Consider the following 12,853-nt stretch of genomic DNA (forward strand, 5'->3'; position numbering starts at 1 on the left):
TTTAACCCGCGCAGCAGGTGGACTCGGTGATGAAATGGCAGACGTAATCCAGCAACTCGACGGTTTCGATATCGAAGCTGGTGTTGCCCGGTACGCTGAAGCTCTCGCCTGCCTTGTAGGTTTTCCAGTCCTTCTCGCCAGCCAGTTTCACCTTGCAGACGCCGGCATTGATCTCCATCAGCTCCGGCAGGCCGGTATTGAAAGTGAGGCTGCTCGGGAAAATCACGCCGACGGTTTTCTTGCTGCCGTCGGGGAACACCACCGTGTGGGAAATGCACTTGCCGTCGAAGTAAACGTTGGCTTTCTTGACGACGCTGACATTATCGAATTGGGTCATGGTATTTTTCCTTTCATCTACCGCGGAGGCACAGAGGCGCTGAGAGAAACGGATTTCCTCTGCGTCTCCGCGCCTCTGCGGTTAAATTAACGATTCTGCAATTTCGCCGCAATCCGCAGTCGTAGCGCGTTGAGCTTGATGAAGCCGCCCGCATCAGCTTGATTATAGGCGCCGGCATCATCCTCGAAGGTGGCGATGGTGGAGTCGAACAGCGAGTCGGTCTTGGAATCGCGCCCGACCACCATGACGTTGCCCTTGTAGAGCTTGACCCGCACCCAGCCGTTGACGTGCCGCTGGGTGTCGTCGATCAGCACCTGCAGGGCGCGGCGCTCGGGCGCCCACCAGTAACCGTTGTAGATCATGCTGGCGTAGCGCGGCATCAGGTCGTCCTTCAGGTGCGCCACTTCGCGGTCCAGGGTGATGGATTCGATGGCGCGGTGGGCCTTGAGCATGATGGTGCCGCCGGGCGTCTCGTAGCAGCCGCGCGATTTCATGCCGACGTAGCGGTTTTCCACCAGGTCGAGGCGGCCGATGCCGTGCTTGCCGCCGAGGCGGTTGAGTTCGGCGAGCATTTCAGCGGCCGACAGCTTTTTGCCGTTGAGCGCGACCGGGTCGCCGTTGATATATTCGATATCCAGATATTCCGCCTGGTCGGGCGCCTTTTCCGGCGACACCGTCCAGCGCCACATGTCTTCCTCGGCCTCGGCGGCGGGGTTTTCCAGGTGGCGGCCTTCGTAGCTGATATGCAGCAGGTTGGCGTCCATCGAGTAGGGGCTGCCGCCGGCCTTGTGCTTCATTTCCACCGGGATGCCGTGCTTCTCGGCATAAGCCAGCAGTTTCTCGCGTGAGAGCAGGTCCCACTCGCGCCACGGCGCGATGATCTTGATTTCCGGGTTGAGGGCGTAGGCGCCGAGCTCGAAGCGCACCTGGTCGTTGCCCTTGCCGGTGGCGCCGTGCGAGATCGCGACCGCGCCGGTTTCCCGTGCGATTTCAATCAGCCGCTTGGCGATCAGCGGGCGGGCGATCGAGGTGCCGAGCAGGTATTCGCCTTCGTAAACCGTGTTGGCGCGGAACATCGGGAAGACGAAGTCGCGGACGAATTCCTCGCGCAGATCGTCGATGTAGATTTGTTCCGGCTTGATGCCGAATTGCAGCGCCTTGTTGCGCGCCGGCTCGAGTTCTTCGCCCTGGCCGATGTCGGCGGTGAAGGTGACCACTTCGCACTGATAGGTGTCTTGCAGCCACTTCAGGATGACTGAGGTATCCAGCCCGCCGGAGTAGGCGAGGACGACTTTGTTGACGTTGCTCATTTGAAGCTCCAGTGAAGGGTGATGAGGGATGGGTGATGAGCGGTTTTCGAGGGTTTTACCCATCACTCATCGCTCTTCCCCCATCACTCCGTTATCTTGCCCAGCAGCAGGTATTCCATCAGCGCTTTCTGGGTGTGCAGCCGGTTCTCTGCCTCGTCCCACACCACGCTCTGCGGGCCGTCGATCACTTCCGCAGCGACTTCCTCGCCACGGTGGGCGGGCAGGCAGTGCATGAACAGGGCGTCGGGCTTGGCCAGGCGCATCATGTCGGCATCTACCTGCCAGTCTTCGAAATCGCGCTTGCGTTCTTCGTTCTCGGCTTCGAAGCCCATGCTGGTCCACACGTCGGTGGTGACGAGATCGGCGTCGCGCGCGGCTTCCATCGGGTCGCGGAATTCCTCGTAGTGGTCGGTACCGTACAGCCCGGCGCGCTCCGGCTCGACTTCATAGCCGGGGGGGGTAGAAACGTGGACGTTGAAATCCAGCACTTCAGCAGCCTGCAGCCAGGTGTTGCAGACGTTGTTGGAGTCGCCGATCCACGCCACGGTCTTGCCGCGGATCGAGCCGCGCTGTTCGATATAGGTATAGATGTCGGCCATGATCTGGCACGGGTGGTATTCGTTGGTCAGGCCGTTGATCACCGGCACGCGCGACTGGGCGGCGAAGCGCTCGATGATCTCCTGCTCGAAGGTGCGGATCATCACGATGTCGCTCATGCGCGAGATCACCTGGGCGGCGTCCTCCACCGGTTCGCCGCGGCCCAGTTGCGAGTCGCGGGTGTTGAGGTAGATGGCGCTGCCGCCGAGCTGCTGCATGCCGGCTTCGAACGACAGTCGGGTCCGCGTGCTCGCCTTCTCGAAAATCATCACCAGCGTGCGGTCATGCAGCGGGTGGTAGGTCTGATAGGCCTTGAACTGTTCCTTGATCCGGCGCGTGCGTTCGAACAGGTGCTCGTATTCGTCGCGGGTCAGGTCGTTGAATTGCAGGAAATGTTTGATCTGCATAGATGCCACCGGGGGCGCATTATTTCTGCGCGAGAAAAACCTTGATCAGCGGCGCGAGCATGTCTACCACTTGCTGTGCCTCGTCGCGCTTCATGACCAGTGGCGGCAGCAAGCGTACCACGCTGTCCGCCGTAACGTTGATAATCAGGCCTAGCTCCAGCGCCAGCTTGACCAGATCGCCGCAGGGGCGGTCCAGCTCGACGCCGATCATCAGCCCGGCGCCACGCACCTGGACAACGCCTGTCGTGCCTGCCAGTTGGTTGCTCAAGCCGTCGCGGATGAGCGCGCCGATTTCAGCGGCCTGCTGGCACAGGTTTTGTTCCTCGATGGCTTCCAGCGTCGCCAGCGCAGCCGCGCAGGCAAGCGGGTTGCCGCCGAAGGTGGAGCCGTGGTTGCCGGGCTTGAAGACTTCGGCTGCAGCGCCTTTCGCCAGGCAGGCGCCGATCGGCATGCCCGAACCGAGGCCTTTGGCCAGAGCCATGACGTCGGGGGTGATGCCGGTCTGCTGGAAAGCGAACAGGGAGCCGGTGCGGCCCATTCCTGTCTGCACCTCGTCCAGCATCAGCAGCCAGCCGTGGCTGTCGCAGATGCGGCGCAGCTCTTGCAGGTAGGCGGGTTGCGGTATCTGGATGCCGCCTTCGCCCTGCACCGGTTCGACCAGGATGGCGACGACGTTCTTGTTGTGCTCGGCGATCAGGTTGATCGAGGCGATATCATTGTAGGGTACGCGCACGAAACCGCTCACCAGCGGCTCGAATCCGGCCTGCACCTTGCGGTTGCCGGTAGCGGTCAGAGTCGCCATGGTGCGACCGTGGAAGCTCTTCTCCATCACGATGATGGCGGGGCTGTCGATGCCCTTGTTGTGGCCATACAGGCGGGCTAGCTTGATCGCGGCTTCGTTGGCTTCGGCGCCGGAGTTGCACAGGAACACCTTGTCCATGCCGGCCAGTTGCGCCAGCTTCGTGCCCAGTTGCTCCTGCTTGGGAATCTGGTACAGGTTGGAGGTGTGGATCAGCGTCTTCGCCTGCTCACAGATCGCCTGGGCCAGTTTCGGATGAGCATGCCCCAGACCGTTGACGGCGACGCCGGCGACCGCATCGAGATAGCGTTTGCCTTGTTCGTCCCAAAGCCACACGCCTTCACCGCGGGTAAAGGCGACGGGCAATCTGGCATAGGTGTTCATTAAATGTGACATATAGGGTGAGCTGTTACTGCTTTAGAGTTGGACAAATGACCGCGCGAAAAATATAAAAGCACACGGCGGCATCAGCCGCCGTGCATCGGTACGCTCGAAAGCGTTATATTTAGCCAAACAACGGATACTTGCAAGAGAAATTTGCCCTTCAAACCCGCCTCAAGGCGTGGCAAGCAGGATGGTCAAGCCAAAACAAATGCCCGGCTAGCTAAAGGCTGCCGGGCAAGCAAAACGGGCGCGCGGCAGCGAGTGCTGCGGCGGGTCTTAGGCCATCGCTTTGACGGCTGCGTTCAAACGGCTCTTGTGGCGAGAAGCTTTGTTCTTGTGCACGATTTTCTTGTCGGCGATGCTGTCGATCACGCTAACCGACTCCAGGTAAACCGCCTTGGCAGCTTCCTTGTCGCCAGCTTCAACAGCCTTGATCACCTTCTTGACCGCGGTGCGGAACTCGGAACGCTGGCTGGTGTTGTGCTCGCGCTGCTTGTCGGACTGTCTTGCACGCTTTCTGGCTTGTGCGCTGTTTGCCATTGATGAAACTCCTTGGATATTACTCTGCGGGGCAGACGAAACGCGCAATAATACTTTTCTTTCGTTGGGTTGGCAAGGGCGGCGTCACTCTTTTGTTAGCGCAAACACTCTTTGAATCGGAACCTGATTCATCGCTATGTCGCATCTCCTCAGCCAAGATACGCTTATTATCATGTCTCCACTGGATCATTATGTGAGCCTGGCTGAGGTTGGAGGCTAATTTAAGAATGCTTTTCATGATTCCACGGATAAAATCCTGCCTGGTTTTCTACATGACTATGTAATAACAGGTAAACTACTGCCGGGAAGGGGAAAGGAATGACAGTCGAAGTTTCCGGCCAATTTGGCCATGTGGCTCTTAATATCGGTCAGTCAGAAACCGAAGCATATCATCAGAAATGGCCGGTTTCCGACTCAAGCTCCTGCTCGAGGAACCTGAGACCATTGTCGTGTATGCATCCTACCCGGATAGACGCGACAGCAACCGCTTTGCACGTACCGCATCGCGTCCAGAAGTGCGGCAAGTTCAGGGACTTCGCCCTCGCCAGGTTATGGAAAACCATACCTGCCTCGGGGGCGAGGGCAACGCTCGCCTGGTACGCCCTGAAGTTTTGGGGCGTCAACTGCTTGCCCAACCCTGACCCGCGGGGCCCAGAATACCGTATCTGGCTGTACTATTATTTGGCCTTTAACAGGGTGGGAAGCGTTGCCCTCACCCCCGGAGATTTCGCTTCGAGCGGAAAAAATTGAACTTCGTGGCAAAAATACCGGCCCAGCCCCTGAACCGCCTTCTTGGAATGGCTGTCGTTGCGGGAGTGGAAACCGCCGTTCGAATGCACATTCGACGGGGCGACGATCTGGACGCACGAGACCATAGGGGTTTCACCCCCCTAATGATGGCGGCGGCCAAGAACAAGGTAGGTATCTGTAGACTTTTATTGGCGGCGGGGGTGAACCCTGGTCTTACTGATCCCTCGGGTCGCGATGCACTCGCCATCGCACGGGCAGCCGGGGCGTCCGAGTCGGCAACTCTCATTGGAGAGGTTTTCTCCGCCGCGATGCAAGAGAATCAGATCGACGAGGGTCTAGCTGCGGACTATTCTGAATCTTCTCTCCTCACTACCTTTGAAGCGCCTTCCGAGGGCGAACGGATATTTGAAACTGCCGAAGTAGGAAATACCGTCCAAGAGCTGTCCTTAGAGGAAATTGAAAGCCCAACAGAGGAAAACAGCGAGGCTCCGATTTCGGTTCCCGGTGGCGTGAGCGATCCGAGCTGCGCCAACAACAAGCACGCAGGCACCGCCCTCATCGACGCCCTGTCTTTGGAGTTCTCTGATTCCGATGATGAAGGAAATTCATTCGATTTGTCGGCATGGGAGGCCGAAGAGGATGGTCTGGCGCCTGACGGGGATGATACTTTGGCCGAAGCGGCAGCGGCCCTCCACCGAGCGATTTCAGACCACGAGCCTGTCGACACCTCCGAGGACTGGGGGGAGTTCGAGGCCTTTCTCCCCGAGAGGGCCGTCCCACTGCATCGAGCTGGCGACGATGAAGGCCGCATAGGTCTGAGACGCTTGTTACTCCGGGCTTTCCGGGAAGGCAGTGTTCCGGAATCGGCTGTCGAAACGCTCAGCCAAGGCAATGACGGTTCCAGGAACGAAGAAGGGGAAACCCTTCTACGCTATATCCTGAACGAATTGGGAGCCGAAACCGACGATCGTCTCGAAATCGAAACCCCGTTCCTCGCCTCCGAGGAAACGCCGATCGAAGAGGAAACAGTTTCGGAGGCGTTGGCGTTCATGGAAGACGTTGCCTCCAGCCGCAACGACCCATTGCGACATTACGTCCGCGAAGTACAGCGAATACGTCTTCTGACCGCCGAAGACGAAGTTTTCCTCGGACGGGAGATGGAGGAAGGCGCTATCCATGTCTTGGACGCCCTCGCCTCTTGGCGCGATGGTGTGGCCCGTGTGTTGGCAGCAGCGGAGCTGGTGAGGACAGGGAAAAAAGATGTCGAATGGGCTTCGACTGGTCGTGTGACCTATCTCTCTTCGGGGGGCGACGAGACGGAACGGAGAATCGAAGCCGAGGATGAGAACGAAGATGAGGACGAAGGTGAGGGCGAAATGGAAGCTTCGGTTCCGCTCTCCTTAGCTGCCAAGGACTTTCTGAGCGCAGTAGAAGAAATCGCCGCTCTGTCCCACCATGCTGGACAAGGCGGGTCGGGCGAAAAAGCACTCAGGGAGGCGATCGCTGTCTCTGCTCTTTCAAAAACCTTCCTGTCGGAACTGACGGAAGACAAAGACCTGATGGCGGCCGGAGGCCGATCAGCCTCGCGCTTCGCCGAGGAGGTGAAGCGCCAGGAGCGAGCCCGGGAACGGATGGCCGTCTCCAACCTGCGGTTGGTTCTGTCCATAGCGAAACGTTACCAAAGCTTCCGCCTCCCCTTCGATGACCTGATCCAAGAGGGGAACATTGGCCTCATGAAAGCCGTCGAGCGATACGACTGGCGTCGCGGATTCAGGTTTTCCACCTATGCGACGTGGTGGATACGGCAACAAATCATGCGGGCGATCGCCGACAAGGGCCGGACGATCCGGGTGCCAGTGCACCTCCACGATACGATGTACCGTGTTTCCAAAGAAGCCGACGAGATGGAGAAAAACACCGGGAAACGGCCATCAGCGAAGGCTCTTGCCGAAAGGCTTTCCATGCCTCTACCTAAGGTCGCAGCCCTTTTGCTTTGCATGGAAGACCCTCTCCCCATCCACGAGCCTGGCGAGGACGGCGTTCCCCTCGCTGAGCTAATCGAGGATTCGTCGTCTCCAGATCCCTTCGTTTCCGCGGCCCTGCTCGACCTTCGAAAAATGCTCGACCGCTTGCTTGCTGAACTCGATCAGCGATCGGCGGAAGTTCTCTCTTTAAGAAACGGGCTAGACGGAGGGGGAAGCAAGACGCTTGAGGAAACCGGGACGATTTACGGGGTCACACGCGAGCGTGTCCGGCAAATCGAGTCCAAGGCGCTGAGAACGCTCTCCCGAAAACTTCGGCTGATAGGTTTCAAACACGAGCCCGGAATAGGTTACATGAAATGACCACTAGGACGCGGAACGCCCCGCCACGAGCAGGGGCCATGATGGAGGCTCTAAGAGGCCTCGGCTATTCAACAGCGGCCGCTTTGGCCGATGTCGTGGACAACAGCATTTCGGCCGGAGCCTCCGAGGTTCGAATCGACTTCGCTTGGGAGGGGCAGGCCAGCCGGATATTGGTGCTCGACGACGGTCGCGGGATGGGTGACACCGAACTTGAAAGCGCCATGCGGCTCGGGGACAAAAGCCCGTTGGACGAACGCGATCCGGGAGACCTCGGGCGTTTCGGCATGGGACTCAAAACCGCCTCTTTTTCCCAGTGCCGCAGGCTTACGGTGGCCTCCGTAAAGGATGGGGCGAAGGCCTGCCTGCGCTGGGACCTCGATGCCTTGGCAGCCAAACCCGACAAGGGATGGCTCCTGTTTGAGGGGGCATCCCCCGGCTCCGAAGTGTTCCTTAACCCGCTCGAAGACAGGAAGTCTGGCACGCTTGTCCTCTGGGAGACGCTAGACCGAATTGTAACCAAAGGCTACGTCGCCGACGACTTCGTCGATCTGATAGACCGCGTCGAGGCCCACCTCGCCATGGTGTTCCACCGTTACATCCAAGGTCCGAAAGCACGGTTATGTCTTCTTCTGAACGGGAAACCTGTAGGCCCTTGGGATCCCTTCATGACTGGCCACGTTGCGAAGCCGTGGGACTCCCCCGTTGCGCGAACGATGACGGATGTCGGCCCCGTGGAGGTTGAGTGTCATGTCCTTCCTCACCGAGACAGGCTGACTCCTGCCGAGTTCGAAATTGGTGGAGGCCCTGAAGGGTGGACGGCCCAGCAGGGTTTCTACGTTTACCGCAATGAACGCCTTCTGGTGGCGGGTGGCTGGCTCGGCCTCGGGCAAGGACGTGCGTGGAACCGCGAGGAAGCCCACCGTCTAGCTCGCATTCGCCTTGACATCCCAAACACGGCAGACGCCGAGTGGAAAATAGACATCAGAAAATCCACGGCCAGGCCGCCCATTTCCCTGCGCCCTTGGCTGACGCGGCTTGCCGAGGACACCCGCGAACGTGCCAGAAGGGTTTTTGCCTACCGTGGAAGCCCGATTCCAGGTCCCGGCGGTGCCACCGTCGACCCGGCCTGGCGCGTGGAGCACGCCAAGTCCGGCGCGCGCTACAAGATCGACGAAAAGCATCCCGCTGTATTCGCCGTGCTCGACGGCGCTGGCCCCCTTCTTCCACTTGTGAAAGCCATGCTGCGCGTCGTCGAGGAGACGGTCCCCGTGCAGAGGATTTGGCTGGACACCGCCGAGAACAAGGAAACACCTCGCACGGGCTTCTCCGGGGAGCCGCCCGAGAATGTCTTGGCGGTGCTGAAAACGCTTTTCGGGGATATGGTCGGTCGCAGGGGGATTTCACCCACTCTCGCCAAAAAAACGCTCTCGGTCACTGAGCCCTTCCAGAACTATCCTGGGCTCGTCGCTACCCTGCCCGATGACGAACCAGCCCAAGACTGAAAACAAAGCAAAGGAAACCTGATGTCGGATGCCGACAAAGCTCTCGTGAACATTATCAGCATTGCCCAAACCCTGTTGCTAGGCGAAAAGGACAAAACGGCCATCACCCCCGTCCTTATAGCGGAAAAGGTTGATCTCGCGACGGGTCTCGTCGCCCCCTCGGATCCAGCCGGAATTGACAGGCAGGTGGCGATTGGGGAGCTTATCCGGCGGTTCAGCCTATGGATAGGGCAGGATTCGACCCTACATGACGAAGAGGGGCACGTGCCTTGGCTCGTCTCGGCACGAAAAAAGGACTGGCGCTACTGGCAGCGTTACCAAGGCTTCCTGGAAAGGAAAATGTCTACCACTGCGGTCGATGCCTTGGACAAGTCGACCGACAAGATCCTTGCCCTGCTCGAAGACCCGAACCGCGACGGAATATGGGACCGGCGCGGGCTGGTTGTCGGACACGTCCAGTCGGGGAAGACGGGCAATTACTCCGGGCTCATCTGCAAGGCTGCGGATGCGGGCTATAAAATCATTATCGTGCTCGCCGGCCTTCACAACAATCTGCGCGCCCAAACCCAGATACGCCTCGAGGAGAGTTTCCTCGGCTACGAGACGTCAGCCATCGGTGATTCGGGGAAGCTTATCGGCGTTGGCGAGATAGACAGCGACGCAAAGATTCAGCCGAACTGCGCGACGAACCGATCCAACAACGGCGACTTCAACACCAAGGTGGCCAAGCACCTCGCGATTTCGCCCGAGCAGAGACCCTGGCTGTTCGTCGTGAAGAAAAACAAGACGGTCCTTGAACGGCTGCTGAAATGGATTCGCGGACACGTGGCCGATGCGACCGACGCAGCGACTGGTCGTCGGTTCGTCTCGAACCTGCCAGTTCTCGTGATCGACGATGAGGCCGACCACGCCTCAGTCGACACGGGTGAACAGCTATTCAACCCCGACGGTACGCCTGACGACGAGCACCAGCCGAAGGCCATCAACAGCCGCATTCGGAAAATTCTGCACTCCTTCGCCAAATCGGCCTACGTGGGCTACACGGCTACGCCGTTCGCCAACATTTTCATCCATCGCCGCAACGAGACCACCGACGAAGGCCCGGACCTTTTTCCGCAGTCCTTCATCATCAACCTTGCAGCGCCGTCCAACTATGTGGGCCCCGCACGGGTGTTCGGTTTGCGTTCTCCGGAGGGACGGACAGGAGGCCTGCCACTGCTAAGGGAGGTCTCCGACCACACCGACAACGAAGGTTTGAGCGGCTGGATGCCACCCAAACACAAAAAGGAGCACGTCCCCCTCCATGGCGGGCTGGACACGGTTCCTCCTTCTCTAAAGGAGGCGATTGGAGCCTTTGTTCTCGCTTGCGCCGCCCGCGTCATCCGTGGCCAGGGGTCTGATCATGCCTCCATGCTGATTCACGTAACACGCCTTAACCTTGTCCAAAGAGAGGTACATAGGCAGGTCGAGGAAATTGTGAAACGCATGCGCCAGCGAATCACCAGAGGCATCGACCACGGGGCTCTGGTCGCCGAGCTGCATACCCTTTGGGTGGAAGACTTCGCGCCAACGTGCGCGGAAATTGCCTTGCGCCTCCCTGAGGCAGAGGGCCATCCGGGCACCCCGACCTGGGAGGAGATTCTTGCGGTCTTGCCGGACGTCCTTTCCGACATCGAGGTCAGAATGATCAACGGCACAGCCAAGGATGCCCTGGACTACATCGAACATCAGGAAAAAGGGTTGAAAGTCATAGCCATCGGTGGCGACAAGCTGGCCCGGGGACTCACCCTCGAAGGGTTGTGCGTCAGCTATTTCGTCAGAACCTCGAAAATGTATGACACGTTGATGCAGATGGGCCGCTGGTTCGGCTATCGGCCGGGCTATATTGACCTCTGCCGGCTCTACACGACGGACGACCTCATGGAGTGGTTCGGCCACATCGCCGACGCTTCAGAGGAATTGCGCGAGGAGTTCGACGCCATGGTCGAGAGCGGGGGGACACCAAAAGATTATGGACTCAAAGTCCAGTCCCATCCGATTCTCATGGTCACCTCACCGCTCAAAATGCGCAGCGCGGAAACACTGTTGCTCTCATACAGCGGAAACCTCGTCCAAACTGTTGCCATGTATCGCGAACCACCCATTTTGCGTCGCAACCTGGAAGCGACGAATCGACTGTTGACCGCCATGGGGGAGCCAATGGAGCGCGGGCCATCAAGGATCCGGGATGGGCGTTCGGACGAATGGAAGAGGTCTTTCCTTTGGGACGGTGTGAATGCGAACCTGATCACCGATTTCCTTACGTCGTATTCAACCCATCCCAAGGCATCCCGAGCAAACAGCGCCGTTATCGCCGAGTTCATAGGCAAGATGGTAGCGACCGGGGAATTAACCTCATGGACCGTCGCACTGTTGGGCGAGGGACATGCCGGGAAACCCTATGCTTTCGAAAACGGACTGGAAATCGTCGCAATGCCGTCTCGGTCGGACACGGGTGTGGAGGGCAGCTACTCGATCGGGGTACTGACCGATCCCAGCGACGAAGCCATCGACTTGGATTACCCGGCATGGAAAAAAGCGTTGGACTGGACCTTGTTAGAATGGAAGCCCGATCCCGCACGCAATCGTATTACGCCACCAACACGGCCCAGCGGGAAGAAAATCCGCGACGTGCGAGGGCTTGGCAAAGATGCCATCAAAGCGGCACCTGAGCGCGGCGTCCTGCTTCTCTATCCGCTGGCCCCTGGGGGCGCAGGAGAGTCTGTTGCCAAGAATTGGAGTGAGCCAATCATGGCCTTCGCCATCAGTTTTCCTTCCAGCAATTCGGCCGTAAAAGTCGAATACAAGGTGGATCATCTTCTGTGGGAGCAGGAATATGGCCCGGCCGATTGACGAGTTCGTCCTCGCTTGGAAAGCCCTTTCCGGCTCGTCCGAAAAAGAAGGCTGGAGGAGTATTCCTGTTTCCCCTGCTGGTTCCTGCATCCTGCAGGCAGGTCGCCGGTTTCCGCGCAACGAGGAGGCTCTGCTCGCAGGGTTCTCTGCAGCAAAGATTCCCTCTGCCGAAAAACTACCCGAAGGACACGGATTTACGGTCGAGCGCGTCGATTTGCACGGCGACGATAAAACCTGGGTGGCTCTTACACGAAAGGAGTCAGGCAGCTTCGAACTTTTCGCCGCAATGGTCTGCGACGTGGTCGGGGCGTTGGACGCAGAGTCAGCCTCGGACGAGGAGCGGCTCCTGCGGCTTTTCCTGGGGCGCGTCCGCGCGTGGCAGGAGTTCATGCGGAAAGGTGCTGAGACGTTGGGACACGAGGCCGAAATTGGCCTCATAGGAGAATTATCGTTCCTAAGGGCCATCGTCGAGGCGGGGATTCCCGCTCCGCTGGCAATCGAGGCCTGGGTGGGGCCGCTGAACGGGATTCAGGACTTCGAACTCGGCACGGGGGCCGTGGAAGTGAAGGCGACGGTGTCGGCCTCAGGTTTCCCGGCCAAGATAGGTTCGCTCGAACAGTTGGACGATTCCATTCGCCAACCCCTGTTCGTCGCGGGAGTGCGATTCTCGCAGGCGGAATCCGGGGAAAACCTGCCGGAATTCGCGGAAGCCGTCCGCCAAGTACTGAACGGTGACCCGGAGGCGGAACGGCTTTTCGCTGAAAGACTCTTGGCTGCCGGATATTTCGATGCCCACTCCGACCGATATCCGAGGCGATTCACCCTCGCCGGGACGCGTGTGGTCGAAGTGGTAGAGGGGTTTCCCCGCATTGTTACCGGAACGGTTCCGAGCGGAATCAAAAGGGTAATTTACGAAATAGACCTCGACAAGGCCCCGGGAGAGAACCTGGGTCCAGAAGTGGCGTTGAAAAGACTTGGAGTGCTTTGAGA

General features: G+C 59.0%; 10 protein-coding genes. 5 read left to right on the forward strand and 5 right to left on the reverse strand.

The features are described from left to right. Position 1: 1 nt before the first annotated feature. The 5 genes from VMV64_RS05330 to rpsT form a co-directional block, all read right to left on the reverse strand. Entirely contained in the window at positions 2 to 337 is a 336-nt protein-coding gene (locus tag VMV64_RS05330) for a pyrimidine/purine nucleoside phosphorylase (RefSeq protein WP_325328909.1), read from the reverse strand. Positions 338 to 423: 86 nt separating this feature from the next. Then, a complete protein-coding gene (locus VMV64_RS05335; protein ID WP_325328910.1) occupies positions 424 to 1,647 on the reverse strand; it encodes an argininosuccinate synthase in 1,224 nt (407 codons plus the stop codon). Positions 1,648 to 1,730: 83 nt separating this feature from the next. Further along, complete coding sequence (gene argF, locus VMV64_RS05340; RefSeq protein ID WP_325328911.1) at positions 1,731 to 2,651, reverse strand: ornithine carbamoyltransferase; 921 nt, start codon at positions 2,649 to 2,651, stop codon at positions 1,731 to 1,733. A gap of 19 nt (positions 2,652 to 2,670) precedes the next feature. After that, entirely contained in the window at positions 2,671 to 3,846 is a 1,176-nt protein-coding gene (locus VMV64_RS05345) for an acetylornithine transaminase (RefSeq protein WP_325328912.1), read from the reverse strand. A gap of 264 nt (positions 3,847 to 4,110) precedes the next feature. Further along, a complete protein-coding gene (gene rpsT / locus VMV64_RS05350) occupies positions 4,111 to 4,374 on the reverse strand; it encodes a 30S ribosomal protein S20 (RefSeq protein WP_059419223.1) in 264 nt (87 codons plus the stop codon). A gap of 398 nt (positions 4,375 to 4,772) precedes the next feature. On the opposite strand from rpsT, the gene VMV64_RS05355 reads away from it, so the two are divergent. From VMV64_RS05355 to VMV64_RS05375, 5 genes are all read left to right on the forward strand, one after another. Further along, a complete protein-coding gene (locus VMV64_RS05355; RefSeq protein WP_325328913.1) occupies positions 4,773 to 5,015 on the forward strand; it encodes a hypothetical protein in 243 nt (80 codons plus the stop codon). Between the two features lie 114 nt (positions 5,016 to 5,129). Continuing rightward, positions 5,130 to 7,469 (forward strand): sigma-70 family RNA polymerase sigma factor, encoded by a 2,340-nt coding sequence (locus VMV64_RS05360; RefSeq protein ID WP_325328952.1) that lies wholly within the window; start codon positions 5,130 to 5,132, stop codon positions 7,467 to 7,469. Between the two features lie 38 nt (positions 7,470 to 7,507). Then, entirely contained in the window at positions 7,508 to 8,971 is a 1,464-nt protein-coding gene (locus tag VMV64_RS05365) for an ATP-binding protein (RefSeq protein WP_325328914.1), read from the forward strand. Between the two features lie 21 nt (positions 8,972 to 8,992). Then, entirely contained in the window at positions 8,993 to 11,863 is a 2,871-nt protein-coding gene (locus tag VMV64_RS05370; RefSeq protein ID WP_325328915.1) for a Z1 domain-containing protein, read from the forward strand. Further along, positions 11,847 to 12,851: a PD-(D/E)XK motif protein gene (locus tag VMV64_RS05375; protein ID WP_325328916.1), complete on the forward strand. Its 1,005-nt coding sequence runs from the start codon at positions 11,847 to 11,849 to the stop codon at positions 12,849 to 12,851. Before VMV64_RS05370 ends, VMV64_RS05375 begins: the two co-directional genes overlap by 17 nt. Positions 12,852 to 12,853 lie beyond the last annotated feature (2 nt).

The sequence above is a fragment of the Sulfuricella sp. genome, assembly GCF_035531155.1.
GTDB lineage: Bacteria > Pseudomonadota > Gammaproteobacteria > Burkholderiales > Sulfuricellaceae > Sulfuricella.